Origin of the sequence: Burkholderia sp. AU39826, from assembly GCF_020419965.1 — a bacterium.
GTDB lineage: Bacteria > Pseudomonadota > Gammaproteobacteria > Burkholderiales > Burkholderiaceae > Burkholderia > Burkholderia semiarida.
This window is the reverse complement of sequence record NZ_JAIZQG010000029.1, coordinates 14,117-39,532: the sequence shown is the minus strand read 5'-3', so window position 1 is coordinate 39,532 and position 25,416 is coordinate 14,117. Positions and strand designations below refer to the sequence as shown.

Annotated in this window: 23 protein-coding genes; 10 read left to right on the top strand and 13 right to left on the bottom strand. The window is 70.1% G+C overall.

From position 1 onward, the window contains the following. Positions 1 to 125: 125 nt before the first annotated feature. Positions 126 to 635 (top strand): flavin reductase family protein, encoded by a 510-nt coding sequence (locus LGM42_RS30370; protein WP_059578443.1) that lies wholly within the window; start codon positions 126 to 128, stop codon positions 633 to 635. Here LGM42_RS30370 and LGM42_RS30365 read toward each other — a convergent pair. Next, positions 622 to 1,122, bottom strand: a complete 501-nt coding sequence (locus LGM42_RS30365; RefSeq protein ID WP_006477992.1) for an Lrp/AsnC family transcriptional regulator — start codon at positions 1,120 to 1,122, stop codon at positions 622 to 624. The two genes, LGM42_RS30370 and LGM42_RS30365, sit on opposite strands and share 14 nt — an antisense overlap. A 129-nt stretch (positions 1,123 to 1,251) precedes the next feature. On the opposite strand from LGM42_RS30365, the gene kynB reads away from it, so the two are divergent. The 3 genes from kynB (at position 1,252) to kynA (ending at position 4,201) form a co-directional block, all read left to right on the top strand. Continuing rightward, the gene (gene kynB, locus LGM42_RS30360) at positions 1,252 to 1,893 is read left to right on the top strand and encodes an arylformamidase (RefSeq protein WP_226234196.1); all 642 of its coding nucleotides are present in this window, start codon (positions 1,252 to 1,254) and stop codon (positions 1,891 to 1,893) included. 28 nt (positions 1,894 to 1,921) lie between these two features. After that, positions 1,922 to 3,175, top strand: a complete 1,254-nt coding sequence (gene kynU, locus LGM42_RS30355) for a kynureninase (protein ID WP_264168435.1) — start codon at positions 1,922 to 1,924, stop codon at positions 3,173 to 3,175. Positions 3,176 to 3,265: 90 nt separating this feature from the next. Beyond that, the gene (gene kynA, locus LGM42_RS30350) at positions 3,266 to 4,201 is read left to right on the top strand and encodes a tryptophan 2,3-dioxygenase (RefSeq protein ID WP_059578451.1); all 936 of its coding nucleotides are present in this window, start codon (positions 3,266 to 3,268) and stop codon (positions 4,199 to 4,201) included. Between the two features lie 20 nt (positions 4,202 to 4,221). Here kynA and LGM42_RS30345 read toward each other — a convergent pair whose 3' ends face one another. From LGM42_RS30345 to mdlC, 4 genes are all read right to left on the bottom strand, one after another. Further along, entirely contained in the window at positions 4,222 to 5,628 is a 1,407-nt protein-coding gene (locus tag LGM42_RS30345; RefSeq protein ID WP_226234195.1) for an MFS transporter, read from the bottom strand. Between the two features lie 260 nt (positions 5,629 to 5,888). Then, complete coding sequence (locus LGM42_RS30340; protein WP_226234194.1) at positions 5,889 to 6,833, bottom strand: ketopantoate reductase family protein; 945 nt, start codon at positions 6,831 to 6,833, stop codon at positions 5,889 to 5,891. 14 nt (positions 6,834 to 6,847) lie between these two features. Further along, a complete protein-coding gene (locus LGM42_RS30335; protein ID WP_226234193.1) occupies positions 6,848 to 8,299 on the bottom strand; it encodes an aldehyde dehydrogenase in 1,452 nt (483 codons plus the stop codon). 29 nt (positions 8,300 to 8,328) lie between these two features. Further along, positions 8,329 to 9,936, bottom strand: coding sequence for a benzoylformate decarboxylase (gene mdlC, locus LGM42_RS30330; protein WP_226234192.1), 1,608 nt, complete (start codon positions 9,934 to 9,936; stop codon positions 8,329 to 8,331). 99 nt (positions 9,937 to 10,035) lie between these two features. Between mdlC and LGM42_RS30325 the strand changes: the two genes are divergently transcribed. The 4 genes from LGM42_RS30325 (at position 10,036) to LGM42_RS30310 (ending at position 15,186) form a co-directional block, all read left to right on the top strand. Next, complete coding sequence (locus LGM42_RS30325) at positions 10,036 to 10,947, top strand: LysR family transcriptional regulator (protein ID WP_226234191.1); 912 nt, start codon at positions 10,036 to 10,038, stop codon at positions 10,945 to 10,947. 174 nt (positions 10,948 to 11,121) lie between these two features. Then, entirely contained in the window at positions 11,122 to 12,516 is a 1,395-nt protein-coding gene (gene dalD / locus LGM42_RS30320; RefSeq protein ID WP_226234190.1) for a D-arabinitol 4-dehydrogenase, read from the top strand. A gap of 105 nt (positions 12,517 to 12,621) precedes the next feature. After that, positions 12,622 to 14,103: a xylulokinase gene (xylB, locus tag LGM42_RS30315; RefSeq protein ID WP_226234189.1), complete on the top strand. Its 1,482-nt coding sequence runs from the start codon at positions 12,622 to 12,624 to the stop codon at positions 14,101 to 14,103. 63 nt (positions 14,104 to 14,166) lie between these two features. After that, positions 14,167 to 15,186 carry a sugar-binding transcriptional regulator gene (locus LGM42_RS30310; RefSeq protein WP_226234188.1) on the top strand — a complete coding sequence of 340 codons (1,020 nt, stop codon included), beginning with the start codon at positions 14,167 to 14,169 and terminating at the stop codon, positions 15,184 to 15,186. Positions 15,187 to 15,286: 100 nt separating this feature from the next. Here LGM42_RS30310 and LGM42_RS30305 read toward each other — a convergent pair whose 3' ends face one another. From LGM42_RS30305 to LGM42_RS30270, 8 genes are all read right to left on the bottom strand, one after another. Beyond that, complete coding sequence (locus tag LGM42_RS30305; protein ID WP_226234187.1) at positions 15,287 to 16,396, bottom strand: ABC transporter ATP-binding protein; 1,110 nt, start codon at positions 16,394 to 16,396, stop codon at positions 15,287 to 15,289. Positions 16,397 to 16,456: 60 nt separating this feature from the next. Then, positions 16,457 to 17,134 carry an HAD family hydrolase gene (locus LGM42_RS30300; protein ID WP_059578794.1) on the bottom strand — a complete coding sequence of 226 codons (678 nt, stop codon included), beginning with the start codon at positions 17,132 to 17,134 and terminating at the stop codon, positions 16,457 to 16,459. A 32-nt stretch (positions 17,135 to 17,166) separates the two neighbouring features. After that, the gene (locus LGM42_RS30295; RefSeq protein ID WP_059578484.1) at positions 17,167 to 18,018 is read right to left on the bottom strand and encodes a carbohydrate ABC transporter permease; all 852 of its coding nucleotides are present in this window, start codon (positions 18,016 to 18,018) and stop codon (positions 17,167 to 17,169) included. Continuing rightward, entirely contained in the window at positions 18,015 to 18,968 is a 954-nt protein-coding gene (locus tag LGM42_RS30290) for a carbohydrate ABC transporter permease (RefSeq protein ID WP_006496497.1), read from the bottom strand. The genes LGM42_RS30295 and LGM42_RS30290 overlap by 4 nt, the downstream gene beginning before the upstream one ends. Before the next feature lie 114 nt (positions 18,969 to 19,082). Continuing rightward, positions 19,083 to 20,408: an ABC transporter substrate-binding protein gene (locus tag LGM42_RS30285; protein WP_059578487.1), complete on the bottom strand. Its 1,326-nt coding sequence runs from the start codon at positions 20,406 to 20,408 to the stop codon at positions 19,083 to 19,085. A 72-nt stretch (positions 20,409 to 20,480) separates the two neighbouring features. Beyond that, complete coding sequence (locus tag LGM42_RS30280) at positions 20,481 to 21,845, bottom strand: D-tagatose-bisphosphate aldolase, class II, non-catalytic subunit (protein WP_226234186.1); 1,365 nt, start codon at positions 21,843 to 21,845, stop codon at positions 20,481 to 20,483. Next, on the bottom strand, positions 21,833 to 22,789 hold the full coding sequence (locus LGM42_RS30275; RefSeq protein ID WP_226234214.1) for a sugar kinase: 957 nt from the start codon (positions 22,787 to 22,789) through the stop codon (positions 21,833 to 21,835). Before LGM42_RS30275 ends, LGM42_RS30280 begins: the two co-directional genes overlap by 13 nt. Positions 22,790 to 22,886: 97 nt before the next feature. Further along, complete coding sequence (locus LGM42_RS30270) at positions 22,887 to 23,663, bottom strand: L-iditol 2-dehydrogenase (RefSeq protein ID WP_048988957.1); 777 nt, start codon at positions 23,661 to 23,663, stop codon at positions 22,887 to 22,889. Positions 23,664 to 23,991: 328 nt separating this feature from the next. Between LGM42_RS30270 and LGM42_RS30265 the strand changes: the two genes are divergently transcribed. After that, the gene (locus LGM42_RS30265) at positions 23,992 to 24,453 is read left to right on the top strand and encodes a Fur family transcriptional regulator (protein ID WP_011546084.1); all 462 of its coding nucleotides are present in this window, start codon (positions 23,992 to 23,994) and stop codon (positions 24,451 to 24,453) included. 46 nt (positions 24,454 to 24,499) lie between these two features. Continuing rightward, a complete protein-coding gene (locus LGM42_RS30260) occupies positions 24,500 to 25,411 on the top strand; it encodes a metal ABC transporter solute-binding protein (RefSeq protein ID WP_226234185.1) in 912 nt (303 codons plus the stop codon). Positions 25,412 to 25,416 lie beyond the last annotated feature (5 nt).

Here is a 25,416-nt window from a genome sequence, read left to right as displayed (position 1 = left end):
CGATTCCGCTAAAATCGGGCCATGCGCACCCCTTCCTCATCGACCGCCTTGTCGTCTTTCGTCCGCCGCGCCCGTCGCACCCGCGCCGTGTCGCGCCCGCCCGTCCCGTTCCGGATGGCTGCCCGATGAGCCACGCCAATCCGCCGGATTTCGACTCCGCCGCCTTCCGGCAGGCGCTCGGCCAGTTCGCGACGGGCGTGACGGTGATCACGACGCAGGCGCCGTCCGGCCAGTTGATCGGCATCACCGCCAGCTCGTTCAATTCGGTTTCGCTCGATCCGCCGCTCGTGCTGTGGAGCCTCGCGCACAAATCGGCGTCGACGCCGGTGTTCCGCGGCAACAGCCATTACGTGGTGAACGTGCTCGCGGCGTCGCAGCTCGACCTGTGCAAGCGCTTTTCCACCTACAAGGGCGACCGCTTCGAAGGGATCGCGCACGCAGCCGGCAACTCGGGGATGCCCGTGCTCGACGGCGCGCTCGCGTGGTTCGAATGCCACAACCGCAGCCGCTACGACGAAGGCGACCACGTGATCTTCGTCGGCGAAGTGGAACGCTGCGGCGTTCGCGCCGTATCGGACGCCGCCCCGCCGCTCGTGTTCCACGGCGGCGGCTTCCACGGCCTCACACCGCTTTGATCGCCCCCGTGCGCGCGAGGCCGACCGGCGCGCCGGCTTCGTCCTTCAGCGTCTGCAGCACGATGTTCGAACGGATGTCCATCACGCCCGGCGCTTTGTACAGGCGGTTCAGCACGAAATCCGAATAGTGCTTGAGGTTGTGCGCGAGCACGCGCAGCAGATAGTGGCTCTCGCCCGTCACGACGAACGCGCCGACCACCTCCGGCCATTCGCGCAGCGCTTCCGCGAAGCGCTCGTGCCATTGATTCTCTTCGTTGCGCATCGACACCTGCACGAACGCCTCGAGCTCGAAGCCGAGCTTCTCGCGGCTCAGGCACGCGCGATAGTGCTCGATCACGCCCTGCTCCTCGAGCAGGCGCATGCGGCGCAGGCAGGCGGATGGCGAAAGCGAAATGCGTTCGGCCAGGTCGAGATTGCTGATTCTGCCCTCCTCCTGCAATACCGCCAGAATCCGGCAGTCGGTGGCATCGAGCGTGATCGCGTGCATTTTTGGTCCCCGTTTTCCCTCTGAGTCGAATTATCTGCCAATCCGGCGGATTGTCCATGTTTATTTCGCAAGCACTTTCTGCGAGCGTCCACCTATCATTCGATGCATCGATTCACGATTCGTCATGCCATGGACACACTCTGGGACATCTCGCCGCCCGTCAGCCCCGCCACCCCCGTGTGGCCGGGCGATACGCCGGTTTCCGTCGAGCGCGTGTGGCGGATGGAGGCCGGTTCGCCGGTCAACGTCGCGCGCCTGACGCTGTCGCCGCACACGGGCGCGCACTGCGACGCGCCGCTGCACTACGACGCCGACGGCGCGCCGATCGGCGCGGTGCCGCTCGACACCTATCTCGGCCCGTGCCGCGTGATCCATTGCATCGGCGCGGCGCCCGTCGTGCGGCCGGACGATATCGCGGCCGCGCTCGACGGCGTGCCGCCACGCGTGCTGCTGCGCACGTATGCGCGCGCCGCGGTCGAACGATGGGACAGCCATTTCTGCGCGGTCGCGCCCGACACCGTCGATCTGCTCGCCGCGCATGGCGTCAAGCTGATCGGCATCGACACGCCGTCGCTCGACCCGCAGGAATCGAAGACGATGGATGCGCATCATCGTGTGCGCGCGCACCGGATGGCGATCCTCGAAGGCATCGTGCTCGACGACGTTCCGCCCGGCGACTACGAACTGATCGCGCTGCCGCTGAAATTCGCGACGCTCGACGCGAGCCCCGTGCGCGCGGTGCTGCGCGCGCTGCCCGCCCGCGCCGCCTGACTACCCCGACCTACGACCCCACACCATGATGATCAAGACCCGTGAAGACGCGCTCGCGCTCGACCGCGACGACCCGCTGGCGCCGCTGCGCGACCAGTTCTCGCTGCCCGACGGCGTGATCTACCTCGACGGCAATTCGCTCGGCGCGCAGCCGCGCGCGTCGGCCGCCCGCGCGCAGCAGGTGATCGGCGCCGAATGGGGCGACGGCCTGATCCGCAGCTGGAACACGGCCGGCTGGTTCGCGCTGCCGCGCCGCCTCGGCGACAAGCTCGCGACGCTGATCGGCGGCGCGCCCGGCGAAGCGGTCGTGACCGACACGATCTCGATCAACCTGTTCAAGCTGCTGTCGGCGATGCTGCGCCATCAGGCCGAGCGCACGCCCGAGCGCCGCGTGATCGTGTCGGAGCGCTCGAACTTCCCGACCGACCTGTATATCGCGCAGGGGCTGATCGAACAGCTCGGCGGCGGCTACGAGCTGCGCCTGATCGACGATCCGGCCGACCTGCCCGGCGCGCTCGGCGCGGACACGGCCGTCGCGATGATCACGCACGTGAACTACCGCACCGGCTACATGCACGACATGCCGGCCGTCACGCAGCTCGTGCACGACGCGGGCGCGCTGATGCTGTGGGACCTCGCGCACTCGGCCGGCGCGGTGCCGGTCGACCTGAACGGCGCACGCGCGGACGGCGCGGTCGGCTGCACGTACAAGTACCTGAACGGCGGCCCCGGCTCGCCCGCGTTCGTGTGGGTGCCGCAGCGTCACCTCGCGCATTTCTCGCAGCCGCTGTCGGGCTGGTGGGGCCATCGCGCGCCGTTCGCGATGCAGCCGGGCTTCGCGCCGGATCCGGGCATCGCGCGCTTCCTGTGCGGCACGCAGCCGATCGTGTCGATGTCGATGGTCGAATGCGGGCTCGACGTGTTCCTGCAGACCGACATGGATGCGATCCGCCGCAAGTCGCTCGCGCTGACCGACGCGTTCATCGCGCTCGTCGAAGCGCGCTGCGCGGGCCTGTCGCTGAAGCTCGTCACGCCGCGCGCGCATCACCAGCGCGGCTCGCAGGCGAGCTTCGAGCATCCGCACGGCTACGAGGTCATGCAGGCGCTGATCGCGCGCGGCGTGATCGGCGACTACCGCGAGCCGTACGTGCTGCGCTTCGGCTTCACGCCGCTCTATACGCGCTTCGCCGACGTGTGGGATGCGGTCGAGACGCTGCGCGACATCCTCGCCACCGATGCGTGGAAGGCGCCCGAATTCGCCGAACGCGGCGCGGTGACCTGAGCGGTCTTGCGCGGCGCGCCGCCGTTGCAGGCGGCGCATGCGCCGCGCGTTCGTCATTCAAATCTGGAGAAAGTCGTGAATTCTGGTCATATGCAGCCGCCCGGCGGCGACGCGCCGGCAGGCTGCCCGTTCTCGGGCGCACGCGCCGCCCAACCGGCGCAAGCCGCGCATGAAGCGCCGCACGTGCCGGGCGAGGCCGACACGCAAGCCGGCTGGCACAACGCGCAACTCGATTTCTCGAAGTCGATGAGCTACGGCGACTACCTGTCGCTGAATTCGATCCTCGACGCGCAGCATCCGCTGTCGCCCGATCACAACGAGATGCTGTTCATCATCCAGCATCAGACGAGCGAGCTGTGGATGAAGCTTGCGCTTTTCGAGCTGCGCGGCGCGCTCGACGCCGTGCGCACCGACGCGCTGCCGCCCGCGTTCAAGATGCTTGCGCGCGTGTCGCGCATCCTCGAGCAACTGGTGCAGGCGTGGAACGTGCTGTCGACGATGACGCCGTCCGAGTATTCGGCGATGCGGCCGTATCTCGGCCAGTCGTCGGGCTTCCAGTCGTACCAGTATCGCCAGCTCGAATTCCTGCTCGGCAACAAGAACGCGCAGATGCTGCAGCCGCATGCGCACCGGCCGGACATCCTCGAACAGGTGCGCGCGACACTCGAGGCGCCGTCGTTCTACGACGAGGTCGTGCGCCTGCTCGCGCGGCGCGGGTTCGCGATCGCGCCGGAGCGGCTCGAGCGCGACTGGACGCAGCCGATGCGGCACGACGAGACGGTCGAGGCCGCATGGCTCGAGGTCTATCGTCATCCGCAGCAGCACTGGGAGCTGTACGAGATGGCCGAGGAACTGGTCGATCTCGAGGATGCGTTCCGCCAGTGGCGCTTCCGTCACGTGACGACGGTCGAACGCATCATCGGCTTCAAGCAGGGCACAGGCGGCACGAGCGGCGCGCCGTACCTGCGCAAGATGCTCGACGTCGTGCTGTTCCCCGAGCTCTGGCACGTGCGCACCACGCTGTAACGCCCGTCACGCGCCCGCCGTCACGACGACGTGCGGGCGAGTTCCTCCCCTTCGCGCGGCTGAGCCGGCGCGCGCGACAGCCGCGGAATGTGCCGCCGCACCGCGAGCAGCGCGACGCACACCACGCCCATCGCGACGGCCAGCATCGTCAGGTACGCCCCTGCGCCGCCCGACGTGATCACGATCGCGCCCGCGAACGCACTGAGGATCGCGCCGAGCCGGCCGAACGCGAGCGCGCTCGCGGTGCCCGTCGCGCGTACGGCCGTCGGGTAGATGTACGCGCAGAGCGCATACATCGTCGACTGCACCGCGTTGACGAACAACCCGTGCAGGCCGAGCCCGACGATCAGCCAGCCCGTGTGGCGGCTCGCATCGACACCCATCAGCCACACCGCGCTCGCCGCGCCGCCGATGCTGCACAGCGCGAGCGGCCAGCGCGAGCCCGCATGCGCGATCGCCCATGCGCACAGCAGCGCGCCGATCACGCCGCCGAGGTTGTACGCGGTGAGCCCGGAGCCCGCGACCGACACGCTCAACCCGCTCGCCGCGAGCATCGTCGGCAGCCAGCTGAACGCCGCATACACGGCGAGCAGGCACATGAAGAACGCGCACCAGAGCGCGATCGTGTCGCGCGCCTGCCCGCCCGCGAACAGCGCGCCGAAGCCGCCGCGGCCGCCCGGCGCACGGGCGTCCTTCATATCGGTGAACACGGTGCCCGGCGCGACCGGCCGCCGCATCCGCGCGAGCAGCGCACCGAGTTCCGGCCAGCGTGCGGGGCGCCGCGCCAGATAACGCGGCGATTCCGGCAACGCGCGCACGAGCACGAAGCCGAGCACGAGCGGCAACGCGCCGCCCGCGAAGAACAGCCCGCGCCAGCCGTAGCGCGGCAGCACCTCGTGCGCGAACAGGCCGGCCAGCATCCCGCCGAGCGGCACGCAGACGATCGTCGCGGTCACCATCATCGTGCGGCGCCGCGCGGGCGTGTATTCGGCGGTCATCGTCGTGGCCGTCGGCAGCGCGCCGCCGATCCCGAGCCCCGCGCAAAAGCGCAGTATCGCGATCGTCGCGACGTCGGGCGCGAACCCGATCGCGCAGGTCGCGATGCCGAACAGGAATACGCTGCCGATCACGGCCCGGCGGCGACCGAAGCGGTCCGCGACGATCCCCGCGCACGCGCTGCCGATCCCCATGCCGACCAGCCCCGCCGCGACGGCCGGCGCGAACGCGCCGCGCGCGATGCCCCATTCGCGGATCAGCACGGGAATCGCGAAACCGATCAACTGGCCGTCGAAGCCGTCGAGCACGATCGCGAGCGCGGCGAGCAGCACGACGCAGCGCTGCATCGGCGTGAACGGCCCGTCGTCGAGCGTCGTGCCGATGTCGACCGACGGCGGCAGCCGTTCAGTCAGTGCGTCGGTCGTGCTCATGCGGCCTCCGATGCACCGCGCGCCGGCGGCAAGATGCGCGAACGGCGCGCGACAACACAACGGCATTCGATGGTTTTCATGGCGTCTCCGGTTGTCCGGGCTGGCGCACGCAAGCGTGCCCGGATCTCATGCTGTGCAGTCGACCGGCGCCCATCGAGCGGCGCCGGTGTGTCGTCCCACTCTTCACGATCCATTGCCGTCGCTTCGCGCACGCGGCATCCGTATCGTCACGCGGCGCCAGCCGGCCGCCGGCCTGTTGCTCAGTTCGCCCGTGCGTCGATCAACCGGACCAGCGTGAGCAGCGTCTCCGCATGCGGCACCGCGACGCCCGTTTCGCGCGCGGCCGCGACGACCTTGCCGCTGATCGCGTCGATTTCGGTGCGGCGGCCCGCGAGCACGTCCTGCAGCATCGACGGCCGATGGCCGCGATGGTCGCGGATCGCATGCTCGACGTTGCGCGCGATCCGCGCGCCGTCGACCGCGATGCCCTTCGCGCGCGCGACGGCGGCGGTCTCGGCCGCGATCGCGAGCGCGAGCCGCGGCCCGTCGTGATGATGGCCGAGCTGGTCGACGGTGCAGCCCGTCGCCGCGCACACCGTGTTGAGCGCCGCGTTGAACGCGACCTTCTCCCAGATCGCGGCCCACACGTCGGCGTCGAGCGTGCAGGCGAGCCCCGCGCGCGACAGCGCGTCGGCCACGGCCGCCGCGAACGGGCGCGCCGCGCCGTCGGCCGTCATCATGCGGACCGTGCCGGCGCCGTGCGAGCGCACGTGCGCGGGCCCGGCCGCATCGGCCGGCCACGTCGTCACGCCGACCAGGATGCGCTCGATCGGCACGAACGCATTCACCGTCTCGACGTTGCCGAGCCCGTTCTGCAGCGTCAGCACGAACGTGTCCGGCGTCAGCAGCGCGCGCACGCCGTCGAGCGCCGCCCGCGTGTGCAGCGATTTCGTGAAAACGATCAGCAGGTCGAACGGCGCGTCGGGCGCGGCGGCCGCGTCCGCATTCGCGGCTTCCGGCCGCATGGCGTGCAGCGTGCGAATGCGCCGTTCTCCGCGGTCGTCGTCGATGCGCAGCCCGTCGCGGCGGATCGCTTCGAGATGCGCGTCGTTCACGTCGATCAGTGTGACGGCTTCGCCGCTTTCGGCGAGCCGCCCGCCGAACAGCGAGCCCATCGCGCCCGCGCCCAGAATCGCAATCTTCATCGTCGGCGGCCTCGTCAGAACGGATAGTGGCGCGGCGCCGTCTGCACCGTGATCCAGCGCAGGTCCGTGAACGCGGCGATGCCGGCCTTGCCGCCGAAGTGGCCGAAGCCGCTGTCCTTCACGCCGCCGAACGGCATCTGCGCCTCGTCGTGCACGGTCGGGCCGTTCACGTGACAGATGCCCGATTCGATGCGTGCCGCGACGCGCAGCGCCCGCGCGACGTCGCGGCTGAACACGGCCGACGCCAGCCCGAACGCGTTGTCGTTCGCGCAGCGGATCGCGGCCTCCTCGCCGTCGACGCGCACGATGCCCTTCACCGGGCCGAACGATTCCTCCGCATAGAGGCGCATCGCCGGCGTCACATGGTCGAGCAGCGTGGCCGGGAACAGCGTGCTGTCGGCCTTGCCGCCGCACACGAGCGTCGCGCCGTGCGCGAGCGCATCGTCGATCAGCGCGTTGCAGCGCTCGACGGCCTTCATGTCGATCAGCGACCCGAGCACGACCGGCCCGTTGCGCGGGTCGCCGAGCGGCAGCGACGCGGCCTTGTCGGCGAGCTTCGCGACGAACGCATCGGCGATCGATGCGTCGACGACGATGCGCTCGGTCGACATGCAGATCTGGCCGGAATTCGCGAATGCGCCGAATGCGGCCGCGGCGACCGCCGCGTCGAGATCGGCATCGTCCAGCACGACGAACGGCGCCTTGCCGCCGAGTTCCAGCACCGACGGTTTCAGGTGGCGCGCGCACGCTTCGGCGACGATCCGGCCGACCCGCGTCGAGCCCGTGAAATTCACGCGGCACACGGCCGGGTGCGCGATCAATGCGTCGACGACGGCGCCCGCATCGTCGGGCGCGTTCGTCACGAAGTTGACGACGCCCGGCGGCAGCCCGGCCTCCTGCATCGCCTCGACGACCAGCCCGTGCGTGACGGGGCACAGCTCCGAGCCTTTCAGCACGATCGTGTTGCCGCACGCGAGCGGCAGCGCGAGCGCGCGCGTCGCGAGAATCACCGGCGCATTCCACGGCGCGATGCCGAGCACGACGCCGGCCGGCTGCCGCACGCCCATCGCGAGCGAGCCCGGCACGTCGGACGGGATCAGCTCGCCGCCGACCTGCGTGGTCAGCGACGCGGCCTCGACGAGCCCGCTCGCCGCGAGCTGCACGTTGAAGCCGGCCCACAGCGCGGACGCGCCCGTCTCGGCCGCCATCGCGGCGACGAACTGCTCGTGCTTCGCTTCGAGCGCGGCGGCCGCTTTCAGCAGCCATGCGCGCCGCGCGCCGGGGCCGAGCGCGGCCCAGCCGGGCAACGCGCGGGCGGCCGCGTCGGCCGCGGCGCGCGCATCGTCGGCGGTGGCCGCGGGCGCAGCCGACGCGATTTCGCCGTCGAGCGGGTTGCGGCGCACGAAGGTCGCGCCGCTGGACGAGTGCCGGCGTTCGCCGCCGATCAGCATCGCTACGGTTTGCATGGAATCTCCGGAAAGACGCGCGCGGCGCATCAGGCAATCTCGACTTCGACGACGACCGGCGTCGCCGCACGCAGCGCGTCGGCCAGCGTATCGCGCAGGAGCGCTGCATCGGCCACGCGTACGCCGCGGCAGCCCATCCCTTGCGCGAGCGCGACGAAATCCAGGTCGGGCAGATCGGTGCCCTGCACCGGGTCGCCGGGGCCGAAGCCGAACACGGGCGCGAAATCCTGCAGCGCCGCATACCGCCGGTTGTTCAGGATCACGAACGTGATCGGCAGCTTCAGCTGCGCGGCGCTCCACAGCGCCTGGATCGAATACAGGCTCGAGCCGTCGCCGATCAGCCCGATCACGCGCCGGCCCGGCCGCGCGAGCGCGACGCCGACGGCGGCCGGCATCCCGTAACCGAGCCCGCCGCTGTCCATCGTGTAGAACGTGCCGCTGCGCGTGAACGGCAGATGCTCCTGCATCACCGGCCGCGCGCTCGGCGCCTCCTCGACGACGATGTCCTGTGCGTCGCGCACGTCCGCGAGCGTCTGCAGCGCGAACGCGACCGACATGCGCGCGCCGGCGGCAGGCGCGTCGACGCGGACACGCGGCGCGCGCGGCGCGGGCATCGGCCGCTCGGGCGGCGCGGGCCGCGCCAGCAGATCGCGCGCGGCGAGCCGCAGGTTGCCGACGACCGCATCGCCCGACGGCGTCCACGCGGCGACGCCCGGATCGTCGACGAGCTGCACGAGCGTCGCGCCCCGCGGCACGTGCGGGCCGGAGCCTTCGATGTGATAGGTGAACGCGGGCGCGCCGAACGCGAACACGAGATCGTGCCCGTCGAGCCGCGCGACGATCTTCTCGCGGATCGCGGGCAGGAAGCCGGCGAACAGCGGATGGTCCTCCGGAAAGCTGCAGCGCCCCGACATCGGCGCGACGTACACGCGCGCACGGTGCCGCTCGGCAAGGCGCACGGCGTCATCCCACGCGCCCGCGCGATCGACGGCCGCGCCGACCACGAACGCCGGGCGCCGCGCGGCGTCGAGCGCGTCGCCGAGCCGCGCGAGCGCGTCGGGATCGGGCCGCACGATGCTGCTGACGTCACGGCGCGGCAGCCGTTCGGCCGCCTGGTCCCAGTCGTCGACGGGAATCGACACGAACACGGGGCCGCGCGGCTCCTGCATCGCGATCCGGTACGCCCGCGCGATCGCGGCCGGCACGTCTTGCGCGCGCGCGGGCTCGATGCTCCATTTCACGTACGGCTTCGGCAGCTCGGCGGCCTGCGTCGCGCCGAGGAACGGATCGAACGGCAGAATCGCGCGCGCCTGCTGGCCCGCGGTGACGATCAGCGGCGTGCGGTTCCTGAACGCGGTGAAGAGATTGCCCATCGCGTTGCCGACGCCCGCCGCCGAATGCAGGTTCACGACGGCCGCATGGCCGGTGGCCTGCGCGTGGCCGTCCGCCATGCCGACCACGACGGCCTCCTGCAGGCCGAGCACGTAGCGGAAATCGTCGGGGAAATCGCGGAACATCGGCAGCTCGGTCGAGCCGGGGTTGCCGAACACGCGGTCGATGCCGAACTGGCGAAACAGATCGATGACGGCGTCGCGGACGGTGATCGGCGCGGCGGATTGGGACGGGGTGCCGGACATGCTCGGGCGTCTCCTCGATGGCTTGGCGGTTTCCACAGTATCGAAGCGCCGGCCATTCACGGATACTGTATTTTTTGCCAAAAGCCATTACGTCCCGGCATGACTTTCGATCTCCGACAATTGCACGCGTTCACGACCATCGTCGCGTGCGGCAGCCTGGGCCGCGCGGCCGACGCGCTGCATGTCACGCAGCCGGCGCTGAGCCGGATCCTGAAGCGGCTCGAGGAGCAAGTCGGCGCGCCGCTGTTCGAACGCCATTCGAAGGGCGTTCAGCTCACCGCGTTCGGCGAAGCGTTGCTGCCGCACGCGACGCTGCTGCAGCACGAGGCCGAGCATGCGCGCGAGGAACTCGACGCGATGCGCGGGTTCGCGAAGGGAACGATCAAGGTCGGCACGGTGGGCAGCATCGCGAGCCTCGTGCTGCCGGTCGCGGTCGGCCGTGTGCTCGACCGCTGGCCGAACCTGCGCGTCGAAATCATCGAAGGCGTGTGGGACCGGCTCGCGCAAGGGCTGGTCAAGCACGAGATCGACCTCGCGTTGTCCGCGCACGGGCCCGACACCGACGAGATCGTCGCGATCCCCGAGTGCCGCTGGGAAGATCGCAGCCATATCGTTGCGGCGCCGCACCATCCGCTGCGCGCGCTCGGCCGGCCGCCGACGCTCGCCGATACGCTGCACGCGCGCTGGGCGATTCCGCCGCGCGGCACCGCGCCGTTCGACCATATGCGCGCGACCTTCGACGCGCACGGGTTGCCGTTGCCCGACATCGCGGTCGAGACGCGTTCGGTCATCACGCTGAAAAGCCTGGTCGCGCATGCGGGATTCCTCAGCTGGATGGCCGAGCCAATGGTCGGCGCCGAACGGCGCGCCGGCACGATCGACACGCTGCCGGTGCGCGAGGTCGTCGCGGCGCGCACGCTCACCGCGTTCCGGCGCCGCCACGGGATCCTGCCGGGGCCGGCCGGCAAGCTGCTCGACGAACTCGTCGCACTCACGCGCGAAGGGCGCTGACGCCTTTTTCCGCCGGCCCCGCCGCGTCCGCCCTGCCCCGCACGCCGCCGCAGCGCACCATCGAAATGCCGTTTCCGCGCCTTGACTTTCGTTCGCCCGAATACGATCATTCGCTCACACAAAGAGCAAAAGATCTAATTCGACGGAATAAACAGGCAGGAACAGGAGACACCGATGAGCGAATCGCCCGCCGCCCGCGCGCCCGTGCTGCTGCACATCGGCGCGGGCTCGTTTCACCGCGCGCACCAGGCGTGGTATCTGCATCGCGTGAACGCGGCCGTGCCGGCCGACGAACGTTGGTCGCTGACCGTCGGGAACATCCGCGACGACATGCGCGCGACGATGGACGCGCTGGCCGCCCAGCACGGCGCTTACACGCTCGAAACCGTCACGCCGCAAGGCGAACGCGCGTACGAGACGATTCGCGCGATCACCCGCGTGCTGCCATGGTCGATCGACCTCGCCGCGCTGATCGACGCCGGCGCCGATCCGGCCTGCCGGATCGTGTCGTTCACCGTCACCGAAGGCGGCTACTACCTCGACGAACACAACCGGCTCGACGTCGCGAACGCCGATCTCGCCGCCGACCTGCAGGGCGCGCGTACGACGCTGTACGGTGCGCTCGCGGCGCTGCTCGCCGAACGCGTCAAACGCGGTGCGGGCCCGCTCACGCTGCAAAGCTGCGACAACCTGCGCAACAACGGCGCGCGCTTTCGCGCGGGGATGCGCGAATTCCTCGAACGGCGCGGCGAAGGCGGGCTGCTCGCATGGTTCGATGCGAACGTCGCGACGCCCAGCGCGATGGTCGACCGCATCACGCCGCGCCCGACCGACGACGTGCGCGAGCGCGTGCGCGCGGCCACCGGCATCGACGACGCGTGCCCGGTGATGGGCGAATCGTTCATCCAGTGGGTGATCGAGGACCGCTTCGCGGCCGGCCGGCCGCGCTGGGAACTGGCCGGCGCGGAACTCGTCGACGACGTGCATCCGTACGAGGAAGCGAAGATCCGCATCCTCAACGCGACGCACAGCTGCATCGCGTGGGCCGGCACGCTCGCGAGCTACACCTACATCCACGAAGGCACGCACGACGCGGCGATCCGCCGCTTCGCGCACGACTATGTGACGCAGGACGTGATCCCGTGCCTGACGCCGAGCCCGCTCGATCTCGCGCGCTACCGCGACGTCGTGCTCGAGCGCTTCGGCAATCCGTACGTGCTCGACACGAACCAGCGCGTCGCGGCCGACGGCTTCTCGAAGATCCCCGGCTTCATCGCGCCGACGCTCGTCGAATCGTTCGCGCGCGGCGCCGCGCCGGTCGCCACGGCCGTGCTGCCCGCGCTGTTCCTGCGCTTTCTCGAACGCTGGGCGCGCGGCACGCTGCCGTATGCGTACCAGGACGGCGTGATGGACGACGGCGCCGCACGCGCGATCGTCGAAGCCGACGACCCCGTCGTCGCGCTGTGCGCGAGCCGCGCCTTGTGGGGCTCGCTCGCCGGCAACGCCGCGCTGCTCGACGCGTTGCGCGCCGGGCTCGCGCGCGTCGATGCCTGGCTCGCGGCGCGCTGACGACCCGCGCGCCGATGCCCGGCCGCGCGGCCGGGCGAACCCGCTTGGCACAGGCCGTGCGGCCCGGCTAAAGTAGCGGCTCCTCACCGACCGAACGGATCGCTCATGTATCTCGGCATCGACCTCGGCACCTCGGAAGTGAAGGTGCTGCTGCTGGCCCCGGACGGCACGGTGGTCGGCACCGCGGGCTCGCCGTTCACCGTATCGCGCCCGCACCCGCGCTGGGCGGAACAGCATCCGGACGACTGGTGGCAAGGCACGCTCGCCGCGCTTGCGGCGCTGCGCGAACGGCATCCCCACGCGTTCGCGCAGGTGCGCGGCATCGGCCTGTCGGGCCAGATGCACGGCGCCGTGCTGCTCGGCCGCGACGACCGCGTGCTGCGCCCCGCGATCCTGTGGAACGACATGCGCAGCGCCGACGAATGCGCGCTGCTCACCGAACGCGCGCCCGATCTCCACGCGCTGGCCGGCAACCTCGCGATGCCCGGCTTCACCGCGCCGAAGCTGCTGTGGGTCGCGAAGCACGAACCCGACGTGTTCGCGGCGACCGCGTGCGTGCTAATGCCGAAGGACTACCTGCGGTTCCGGCTGACGGGCGCGAAAGTGTCCGATCCGTCGGACGCGGCCGGCACGCTGTGGCTCGACGTCGCACGCCGCGACTGGTCCGATGCGCTGCTCGCCGCGTGCGGGATGACGCGCGAACAGATGCCGCGCATCGTCGAAGGCAACGCGCCGTCCGGCACGCTGCGCGCGGACGTCGCGCGCGAGCTCGGGCTGTCCGAGGCCGTGCTGGTCGCGGGCGGCGGCGGCGACAACGCGACGAGCGCGCTCGGCATCGGCGCGATCCACGCGGGCGACGGCTTCGTGTCGCTCGGCACGTCGGGCGTGCTGAGCGTGGTCGGCGACCGCTTCATGCCGAATCCCGCGTCGGCCGTGCATGCGTTCTGCCATGCGATTCCCGATCGCTGGCAACTGATGAGCGTCGTGCTGTCGGCCGCGAGCTGCCTGCGCTGGGTGTGCAAGCTGACCGGCACCGACGAACCCGCGCTGCTCGCCGAAGTCGAGGCGCTCGACCCCGATGCGCTCGCGGCGGCCCCGCTGTTCCTGCCCTACCTGTCCGGCGAACGCACGCCGCACAACGATCCGTACGCGCAGGGCGTGTTCTTCGGGATGACGCACGCGACCGAGCGCGCGCATCTCGGGTACGCGGTGCTCGAAGGCGTGACGCTCGGCCTCGCCGACGGCCTCGACGCGCTGCACGCGGCCGGCGTCGAAACCGACCAGTTGTCGCTGATCGGCGGCGGCGCGCGCAGCGCGTTCTGGGCGCAACTGATCGCGGACGCGCTGAACGTCCGCACGCGCCAGATCGGCGGCGGCGAAACGGGCGCGGCGCTCGGCGCGGCACGGCTCGGCTGGCTGGCCGCCGGCGGCGATCCGCATACGGTGCTGACCAAGCCGCCGGTGCGCGCCGAATACGCACCGGACGCCGCCCGCCATGCGCGGCTGCGCGAACGCCTCGATGCGTTCCGCACGCTGTACCGCCACGTGCGGCCGCTGTACGAGCCGTCGCGCGCACGGCTCGCGTAGGCGCCGCGCTCGCGCGGGCCGCCGCCGGCCGCGCGCGCGACATGCGTTACAGTGGATGCCGTCATGCGGCCCGCCGGCCGGCCTGCGGGGCGGCCCCCCCGATCCGATCCGAACCGAATCGCTATCGTGTCCAAGTCCTCAGAAAAACTCGATCTCGCCACGCGCGCCGCGTGGCTCTATTACGTCGCGGGCGACACGCAGAACGAAATCGCCGAAAAGCTGCAGGTGTCGCGCCCCGTCGCGCAGCGCCTCGTCGCGTTCGCGGTCGAGAAGAACCTGATCCGCGTACGCGTCGACCATCGGCTCGCCGATTGTCTCGACCTCGGCGCGCAACTGTCGAAACGCTACGGCCTCGCGATGTGCGAAGTCGTGCCCGTCGACGCCGACGCGCCCGACGCGATCGACCGCAAGCTCGCGGTCGCCGGCGCGCAGGTGATGGAGCGCTACCTGAACGAAACGCGGCCGATGGTGATCGCGGTCAGCAGCGGCCGGACGCTGAAGGCCGCGGTCGCGCAGATCGCGCAGATCGATCGCCCGCAGCACCGGCTCGTGTCGATGGTCGGCGCGATCGCGGCCGACGGTTCGTCGAACCGCTACGACGTCGCGCAGTACATCTCCGAGAAAACCGGCAGCAAGCATTTCCTGCTGCCCGCGCCGCTGTTCGCCGACAGCGACGCCGAGCGCGCGCAGTGGTGCAATCATCGGCTGTATCGGATCGTCGAGGCGCTGTCCGGCGAGGCCGACGTCGCGTTCGTCGGGATCGGCAACATCGGCCCGCACTGCCCGCTCTACGAGGACGGCTTCATCACCGAACAGGAGCGCGACGAGATGACCGCGCTCGGCGCGGTGGCCGAGCTGCTCGGCGTGCCGATCGACGCGCAGGGCACGCGGATCACCGTGTCGACGAGCGCGCGCGTGACGAGCGTCGCGCTCGCCACGCCGCCGAAGCGGCCGACGATCGCGTTCGCCGGCGGCCCGAGGAAACACGACGCGGTGATCGCCGCGTTGCGCGGCGGCTGGCTGTCGGGCCTCGTCACCGACGAAGCGTGCGCGCGCGCCGCGCTCGCCGCGAAGGCGGCCTGACGCCGCCATAGATCCTGCGCGGCGCTCGGCCGTACCGGCATTGCTTCGCGCTACCGCGGGGGAGGTATGATCGACGCGCAAACCGCCGAACACCGACGCGTCACGCCGCCTTCGCGTGCACGCTCAACCGCCGGAACGCCTGCCCGTTTTCGTCGAACAGATGACAGTGCTCGGCCTGCGCATGCACGCGCAACGCGTCGCCGGTGCGATACGTATCGAGCGGCGGAATCCGCGCGATCAGCCCATCCGGCGCGACGGCCGACTCCGCATACAGATACGCGGCGTCGCCGAGCGACTCGACGGCCATCGTCCGCGCGGCGACGCCCGGCGCCGCCGCATCGACCAGCAGGTGCTCGGGCCGCACGCCGACGGTCACCGCCGCGCCGCTCTGCAGCCCCGCCGCGTCCACCGCGACACGCTGCGTCTCGCCGCTGTCGAACCGCACGAGCACGCCGCCCGCATCGGCCGATTCGACCGTGCCCTTCAGGAAGTTCATCTTCGGCGAGCCGATGAAGCCCGCGACGAACTGGTTCGCCGGCGCGTGATACAGCGCGTTCGGCGTGCCGACCTGCTGCACCGCGCCGCCCGACAGCACGACGATCTTGTCGGCGAGCGTCATCGCCTCGACCTGGTCGTGCGTCACGTAGATCATCGTCGTCTTCAGCTCGTCGTGCAGCCGCGCGAATTCCAGGCGCATCTTCACGCGCAGCGCGGCGTCGAGGTTCGACAGCGGCTCGTCGAACAGGAACACCTTCGGCTTGCGCGTGATCGCGCGGCCGATCGCGACGCGCTGCCGCTGGCCGCCCGACAGCTGCTTCGGCTTGCGGTCGAGCAGGTGGTCGATGTGGAGGATCTTCGCGGCCTGCTTCACGGCCTGGTCGATCTCGGGCTTCTTCGCGCCCGCGAGCTTCAGGCCGAACGCCATGTTGTCGTACAGCGTCATGTGCGGGTACAGCGCATACGACTGGAACACCATCGCAATGCCGCGCTTCGCGCTCGGCACGTCGTTGACCTTCGCGCCGTCGATCAGCAGGTCGCCGTTCGAGATGTCCTCGAGCCCGGCGATCATCCGCATCAGCGTGGATTTGCCGCAGCCGCTCGGGCCGACGAACACGACGAATTCGCCGTCGGCGATGTCGAGGTTCACGTTGCGCAGCACTTCGGTGTCGTCGTAGCGCTTCGCGATGTTGCGCAGGAGCACGCTTGCCATGATCTGTCTCCGTTCGTTCGTGATGCGCCGCATCGAGCGGCGCGCATTCGTTCCTGATTGCTAGTTCGGCAGCACCGCGCCCGTCGCCTGCCAGCGCGCGACGTAGCCGGGCAGCTCGTGCATGTCGTCGAATACGTGACGCGCGCCGATGCCGCGGAGCGCGTCGATCTGGGCCGCCGATGCGTGCCCGCCGCCGATGAAGCCGAGCACGGTCATGCCGGCCGCGGCCGCGGCGGTGATGCCGGTCACGCTGTCCTCGACGACGAGGCATTGCGCGGGCACCGCGCCGAGCGTGCGCGCGGCCGCGAGATACACGTCCGGCGCGGGCTTCGGCCGCGCGACCGAATCCGCGCAGAACAGCCGGTCGCCGAAGAAGCGCGCGAGGCCGGTGCGCGCGAGCGCCGCCTCGACGTATGCGCGATAGCTGTTGCTCGCGCAGGCCGTCGTCAGGTCGATCGCGGCCAGCGCCGCATCGATGCCGTCGACCATCGGCGCATTCACGGCCGCGGCCTCGACCGCGCGGCGGATCGCGTCGATATCGTCGTGCGTCAGCGTCCGGCCGACCGCCTCGGACGCACCGGCCAGCACGCGCTCGATGCGCAGCCCGAGCAGCGGCATCACGGCCGGCCGCGCATCGACGCCCGGCCAGCGCGCATCGAGTTCGCGCACGATCACGTCGGCGGCGACGGCCTCGCTGTCGATCAGCACGCCGTCGCAATCGCAGATCAGCACGTTCATGCCGTGACCGACCGCGCCTTTGCTTGCGCCGCTCACTTGACCGCCCCGAACGTGAGTCCGCGCACCAACTGCTTCTGCGACAGCCAGCCGACGATCAGGATCGGCGCGACCGCGAGCAGCGACGCGGCGGACAGCTTCGCCCAGAACAAGCCTTCGGGGCTCGAATACGACGCGATGAACACGGTCAGCGGCGCGGCGTTCGAGCTCGACAGGTTGATGCTCCAGAACGCCTCGTTCCACGACAGGATCACGAGCAGCAGCGCGGTGGACGCGAGCCCCGGCAGCGCCATCGGCATCAGCAGGTAGACGATCTCCTGCCACGTCGACGCGCCGTCGATGCGCCCGGCCTCCAGGATGTCCTTCGGGATCTCGTTGAAGTACGTGAAGGTCATCCACACCGCGATCGGCAGGTTGATCAGCGTGTAGACGATCACGAGCCCCGACACCGTATCGAGCAGCCCCGCGTTCTTCCAGAGCAGATAGATCGGCACCAGCACGCCGACCGACGGCATCATCTTCGTCGACAGCATCCACAGCAGCACCTTCTGCGTGCGGTGGTTCGGGAAGAACGCCATCGCGTACGCGGCCGGCACCGCGAACAGCAGCGAGATCAGCGTGACGCCGGCCGAGATCAGCACCGAATTCCACGCGAACGCGAAGTAGTTGCTGCGCGCGAACACCTCGCGGAAGCTGTCGAGCGTCGGCATGAACAACAGCGACGACGCGTACGCCTGCTGCTCCGTCTTGAACGCGGTGATCGCCATCCAGAAGATCGGGAAGAACAGCAAGAGCGCGATCAGCCATGCGAGCGCGCCGGGCAGCGCGCGCCGCACGAGGTCGAACACGGCCGGCGTGCGCCGGCCTGCCAGGGTCAGGTCGCTCATTTTTCGTACTCCCCCTTCAGGTTGCGCGCGAGCATCCGCACGAGGAAGAACGACACGACGTTCGCGACCACGACGGCGATGATGCCGCCCGCGGACGCAAGGCCGACGTCGAACTGCTGCAGGCCGAGCGCGTAGATCAGGTAAGACAGGTTGGTCGTCGCATCGCCGGGGCCGCCGCCCGTCGTCGTGTAGATTTCCGCGAAGATCGACAGCAGGAAGATCGTCTCCATCATCACGACCACGGCGATCGCGCGCTTCAGATGCGGCAGCGTGATGTAGAAGAACATCGCGATCGGACCGGCGCCGTCGATGCGCGCGGCTTCCTTCTGCTCCTGGTCGAGCGACTGGATCGCGGTGAACAGGATCAAAAACGCGAACGGCAGCCACTGCCATGCGACGATGATGATCACCGCGGTCAACGGGTAATCGGCGAACCAGTCGATCGGCGTCATCCCGAGCGCGCGCATCGCGTTCGCGACGAGCCCGTACACCGGATGCAGGATCATGTTCTTCCAGATCAGCGCGGAGACGGTCGGCATCACGAAGAACGGCGCGATCGCGAGCAGGCGCGCGACGCCCTGCCCGTAGAACTTGCGGTCGAACAGCACGGCCATCAGCACGCCGCCGACCACCGTGATCGCGAGCACCGCGCCGATCAGCACGAGCGTGTGCCAGATCGCGGGCAGGAACGACGGATCGGTCGCGAGGAAGCGATAGTTGTCGAACCCGGCGAAGCCCTTCACGTCCGGGTTCAGCAGGTTGTAGCGCGAGAACGAATACCAGATCGTCATCGCGAGCGGAATCGACATCCACAGCAGCAGCACCGCGACGGACGGCGACACGAGCCAGCTCGCGCCGCCGCGCGCGCGGCGCGGCGCGCCGGGCGGCGACGACGCGTCGCCGACCGACGGCGCGTGAGCGTGACTCAGGGGAAGACGCAGGTGACGCATGATCGGAGTCCCTCCGGTTGATGCGCGGGCGCGAACGGCGTGCCCGCCTGTCAGCGTCGCCGGCCCGCGCCGCGTGCCACGGCGCACGATGCGGGCCGCGCGACGGCTTGCGCGTTACTTCTTGTAGCCGGCCTGCCGCACCGCGCGGTCGGCGGCGGCCTGGCCGGCGGCGAGCGCCTGGTCGACCGACATCTGGCCCGCGACCGCGCCCGCGATCGACTGGCCGACCACCGTGCCGAACGACTGGAATTCAGGAATCCCGACGTACTGCACGCCCGTGTACGGCACCTTCTTCAGCGACGGGTCGTTCGGGTCGGCCGTCTCGATCGCCTTCAGCACGAAGTCCGAGAACGGCGCGGCGGCCTTGTACTCGGCGCGCTGATACGTCGACGTGCGCGTGCCCGGCGGCACCGACGCCCAGCCTTCGTCCTTGCCGACCATCTCGATGTACTGCTTCGACGTCGCCCATGCGATGAACTTGCGCGCGGCGTCCTGCTGCTTCGACGTCTTCGGCACGGCCAGCGCCCACGCCCACAGCCAGTGCGAGCCCTTCGGCGTCGCGGCGACCGGCGCGGCCGCGAAGCCGATCTTGTCGGCCACCTGCGACTGCTGCTTGTTGTAGAGCATCCCGGCCGCGACCGTCGCGTCGATCCACATCGCGCACTTGCCGGACGCGGTCAGCGTCAGGTTCTCGTTGAAGCCGTTCGAGCTCGCGCCCGGCGGGCCGTTCTTCTTCAGCAGGTTCACGTAGAAATTGATCGCCTTCTTCCATTCGGGCGACGTGAGCTGCGCGTTCCAGTTCTCGTCGAACCAGCGCCCGCCGAACGTGTTCACGACCGTCGACACGTACGCCATGTTCTCGCCCCAGCCGGCCTTGCCGCGCAGGCAGATCCCGTAGGTGCCCTTCGACTTGTCGGTCAGCTTGTCCGCGAATTCGGCGATCTGGTCGTAGGTCGGCTGGTCGGGCATCTTCAGCCCCTTCGCCGCGAACAGGTCCTTGCGGTAGAACGTCATCGAGCTTTCGACGTAGAACGGCAGCGCGTAGAGCTGGCCGTTGTACGACAGGCTGTCGCGCGCGGTCTTCACGATGTCGTTCAGGTCGTAGTCGGCGGGCAGGCCCGTGATCGGCGCGAGCCAGCCGCGCTTGCCCCACTGCGGCGTTTCATAGGTGCCGATCGCCATCACGTCGAACTGGCCGCTGCCGGTCGTGATGTCGGTCGTCGCGCGCTGGCGCAGCACGTTCTCCTCGAGGATCACCCAGTTCAGCTTGATGTCCGGGTTCGCCTTCTCGAACGCCGGCGACAGCTTCTTCAACTCGATCATGTCGGGGTTGTTCAGCGTCGCGATCGTCAGCGTGCCGGCGGACGCCGCGCACGCCGCCGTCGCGAGCGCGGCAGAGGCGAAACAGCGTGCGGCGGCGTCGAGCATCTTTCGTTGCATGGCATGTCTCCTGTGATTGTTCGAAATGTCGTCGGTCTTGCGTCGGTGTTGCGTGGTTTCCTTCGCGGCCCGTCATGCCGGCCGCTGCATCCCGCACGCGCGCGCATAGTGCGCGATCACGTCGCGTATCCGGTGGCGCACCCAAGCGCGCGGCTCCTTCGCGAGGCCGCCCGCGCGGCACGCCGCGTAGACGTCCGGCAGCCACTGCGCGACGAGCGTTTCCGGCACCGGCTGCCGCGCGAGGTTGCCGAACAGCTGCTCGACCGCGGCCGCGACGGCCGGCTGCAGCCAGTAATAGCGGATGCGGTCGCTGTAGCTGAACTGGCGCGCGAGCCGCTGCGCGGTCTCGTCGCCGCGGTAGTACGGCGCCCAGTGTTCGGGCTGCGCGCGCATCGCCGCATCGACGACGTCGCGCAACCGCGAGCGCTGCGCGACGTCGTCGATCAGCGCGTCCTCGATGAACGTCAGCGCGAACAGCGCCTCGCGCAGCGCGAACGTCAGCGCGGGGCCGACCTTCAGCACCGCGAAGTGGTCGCGCACGAGCGCGGCGAGCGCGTCTTCGGTCTGATAATCGGTCGAATGCGCTTCGAACACGAGGCGCGGTGTCTGCAGGATACTCGCGCCGAGCGACGCCGCCTTGGCGCTGTCGTAATCGAGCACGTGGCGATCGTCGAAATCGACGCCCGGCTGCGCGACGATCGCGACGACGCGCGTCCACGCGTCGTCGAGCCCGGCCGCCGAGAACGCGTGGCGGTGCGCGTCGAGCGTCGCCGCGATGCTGTCGCTGCGCGTGACCTCGATCCGCGCGATCGCGTCGTCGCCAGCGTCGTTGCCAGCCTCGCCGCTCACCTCGCCACCCGGCGTCGGCACCTCGGTGCCGATCACGTAGACGGGCGCGATTCCGGCGCGCGCCGCCGCGTCTTCCGCGACGCGGCACAGCTCGGCCGCGCGCGCGGCGATCGTGCGATCGTCGAGCCGCGCCGGATCGTCCGCGCACGCCATGCTCGCGTCGAGATGGATCTTTTCGAAACCGGCTTCGACGTAGGCCGCGACCATCGCACCGGCCTCGCGCATCGCATCGGCCGCGCGGCGGTGCCGCCACGGGTTCGGGCCGAGATGGTCGCCGCCGAGCACGAGCGCCGACGGCGCGAGCCCGCAGCGCGCGGCGATCTCATCGACGTCGCGGCGAAAATCCGCCGGCGTCATGCCCGTATAACCGCCGAGATGGTTCACCTGATTGCAGGTCGCCTCGATCAGCAGCGGCGAGCCGTCCGCGCGCGCGGCTTCGCACGCGGCCTCCAGCACGAGCCGGTGCGCGCTGCAGATCGAATAGATGCCGCGCTGCGCGTCCGCGCGGTTCGCGTCGAAGATCATCCGCAGCACGGTGCCTGCATGCGCGGTGCGCGTGCGCTCGGCAACGGTCGTCAGGCCGGACATGCGATACCTCGTTCGGTCAGGAAGCGGTCGATCTCGGCCGCGCTGCTGTTGCCTTCCATCGGGCCGCGCCGCGTGACCGCGATCGCGCCGGCCGCGTTCGCGCGGCGCAACGCGACGTCGATCGCCATGCCCGCGACGAGGCTCGCGACCAGCGTGCCGCCGAAGCAGTCGCCGGCGCCGGTCGGATCGACTTCGTCGACCGGATAAGCCTGCGCGTCGACGCGGTTCGCACGATCGAATGCGACGCTGCCTTGCGCACCGCGTTTGAGCACGACACGCTCGAGCAGCGGATGCGTCGCGAGCAGCCCGGCGATCGCGCGCTCGGCCGGCTGCGGCCCGCAGAAGAACGGCAGGTCGGCTTCGCTCGGCAGGAACAGGTGGCACGCGGCGAGCATCTCGTCGAGGGCCGCGCGCATCGGGCGAAAGCTCAGCATTTCGGGCCGCACGTTCGGATCGAACGACACCTTGGCTCCCGCGCGCGCGGCCTCGATCACGCCGCGCTGCACGGCCGCGATCGCCGATTCGCTCGTCAGCGACGAGCCCATCACGTGGAAATAGCGGCAGCCGTCGAACATCGCGGTGTCGACGTCGGACGCATCGACGCATGCCGCGGCACTGGTCGACAGCGTGAAGACGAAACTGCGCGAGCCGTCGTCGCGATACGCGACGAACGCGGTGCCGGTCGGCCGTGCGACGCGGCGAATGCGGGCGACGTCCACGCCGTCGCGGGCGAGCCGCGCGACGATCGCATCGCCGAACGCGTCTCGGCCGACGCAGCCCGCATATGCGACGCGCGCGCCGAGCCGCGCGGCCTGGTCGGCGAAGATCGCCGGCGCGCCGCTCGGGAACGGGCCGGCGAAGAGTCCCGGCACATCGAAGCCCTGGCCGCGCTCGGCGGCGACGAATTCGGCCAGCAGTTCGCCGGCGACGACGATCTCGGCCATCATGCGAGCCCTCCTCGTTCGACGGCGGCCGCGGCGTGCGGCGCTGCCGCCGCGTAGCGGGCCGGCTCGCGAACGGCGCGTGCGAGCGGCGGCATTTTCAGCTCATCCAGTTGCCGCCGTCGACGTTCAACGTCTGGGCGGTGATGTAGTCGGCATCGGCCGACGCGAGGAACAGCGCGGCGCCCGTCAGGTCGCCCGGCACGCCCATGCGGCCGAGCGGCACGGCTTCGCCCACGAGCCGCTTCTTCTCGCCGAGCGGCCGGTTCTCGTAGCGCGCGAACAGCGCATCGACCTGTTCCCACATCGGCGTGTCGACCACGCCCGGCGCGATGCCGTTCACGTTGATCCGGTGCGGCGCGAGCGCGAGCGCGGCCGACTGCGTATAGCTGATCACCGCGGCCTTGGTCGCGCAGTAGTGCGAAACGAGCGCCTCGCCGCGACGGCCGGCCTGCGACGACATGTTGACGATCTTGCCGCCGCGCCCCTGCTCGACCATGCGTTGCGCGACCGCCTGCATCAGGAAGAACAGCCCTTTCACGTTGACCGAGAACAGCCGGTCGAACACGTCCCACGATTCGTCGAGGAGCGGGCGCATGTCGAACAGCGCCGCGTTGTTGAACAGGATGTCGACGCCGCCGAAGCGCTCGACCGCCGTCGCGACGATCCGCTCGATGTCGTCGCGGCGCGTGACGTCGGCGGTGACGGCCACCGCGCGGCCGGGGTTGGCCTCGATCAGCCGCGCGAGCGAGCCGCCCGCCGGCTTCACGTCGACGAGCACGCAGCGCGCGCCCTCGTCCAGATAGCGTTGCGCGACCGCCTCGCCGATGCCGCTTGCGGCGCCCGTCAGGATCGCGACCTTGTCTTCCAGTCTCACTGGCTGTCTCCGGTTCGTTCTGTTGCATGCCGGTCGCGAAGTGAGCGAACGCTCGGCGACCGATCAATTGCTCTGTTAGTGATCGAATGATCGGATACGCGATACGCGCTGTCAAGACGACGTGACGGCTTTCTATGACGCGCTGCGGCACGGCGGCGCACGACGACGCCTCGCCGCGCCCGCACGGCAAGGCGCGGCGCGCACGGTGCGACGCAGTGGCATCGGCGGCGACGGGAACGGAGCGAGGACGGAAAACGGAATTCGCGCTGCACGGTGCGGCGATACGTTATATCATCGCGATACTGTGTTTCATCGCCTGCTTCACGCCATGGCTACCTCATCGTCCATTGACGCCCGGCTGTCCCGGGCCGACGCATTCGCCGCCGAGCACGGGCTCGCGTGGACGCCGCTGCGCCGCCAGGTCTACGAACGCGTGCTGGCCGCGCAGCGCCCGATCGGCGCGTACGACCTGCTCGCCGAACTCGAACCGCAACGCGGCCGCGTGCCGCCGACCACCGTCTACCGCGCGCTGGATTTCCTCGTCGAGCACGGCTTCATTCACCGGATCGAATCGAAGAACGCGTTCTTCGCGTGCTGCGAGATCGGCGTGCCGCACGAAGGCCAGTTCCTGATCTGCGATTCGTGCGGCGACACCGTCGAGATTCCCGGCGGCGACCTCGCGAAGCAGTTGTCCGCGAGCGAGCCCGCGCACGGGTTCGAAGTCCACCATCAGGTCGTCGAGCTGAGCGGCCTGTGCGGGCATTGCAAGCGCAAGCCCGCGCAGCGCTGACGCCGAATCGCGCGGCGTACGCGCCGCCCTTCCAACGAGGAGTTCCATGTCCATTGCCCTGAAGCGCGCGCCGCGGCGCGCCCTGTCGCCTGTCCGCTGGTTGGCCGCCGCCGTCGCCGCGCTGTCGTTCGCCGCGCCCGTGGTCGCGCAGGCCGCGCCCGTCAACGTCGTCGCCGCGGAGAATTTCTACGGCGACGTCGCGTCGCAGATCGGCGGCCGCCACGTCGCAGTCACCAGCATCCTCAGCAATCCGGATCAGGATCCGCACCTGTTCGAAGCGAGCCCGAAGACGGCTCGCGCGCTCCAGCACGCGCAGGTCGTGATCTACAACGGCGCCGATTACGATCCGTGGATGGGCAAGCTGCTCGGCGCGTCGAAACAGGCGAAGCGCGCGACGATCGTCGTCGCCGATCTCGTCGGCAAGAAGGCCGGCGACAACCCGCACCTCTGGTACGACCCGGCGACGATGCCGGCGGCCGCACGCGCGATCGCGGCCGAACTCGGCCGCGCCGACCCGGCGAACAAGGCCGAGTACGACGCGAACCTGCAGAAATTCGTCGAGTCGCTGAAACCCGTCGACGACAAGATCGCCGCACTGCGCGCGAAGTACAAGGGCGTGCCCGTGACGGCCACCGAGCCCGTATTCGGCTATATGTCCGACGCGATCGGCCTCGACATGCGCAACCAGCGCTTCCAGCTCGCGACGATGAACGACACCGAGGCGAGCGCGCAGGACGTCGCCGCGTTCGAGAACGACCTGCGCAAGAAGCAGGTACGCGCGCTGATCTACAACAGCCAGGCCGAGGAACCGATGACCAGGCGCATGCTGAAGATCGCGCGCGACGGCGGCGTGCCGACCGTCAGCGTCACCGAGACGCAGCCGGCCGGCAAGACCTTCCAGCAATGGATGACCAGCCAGCTCGACGCGCTCGGCAACGCGCTTTCGGCCGGCAAGTAACCGAC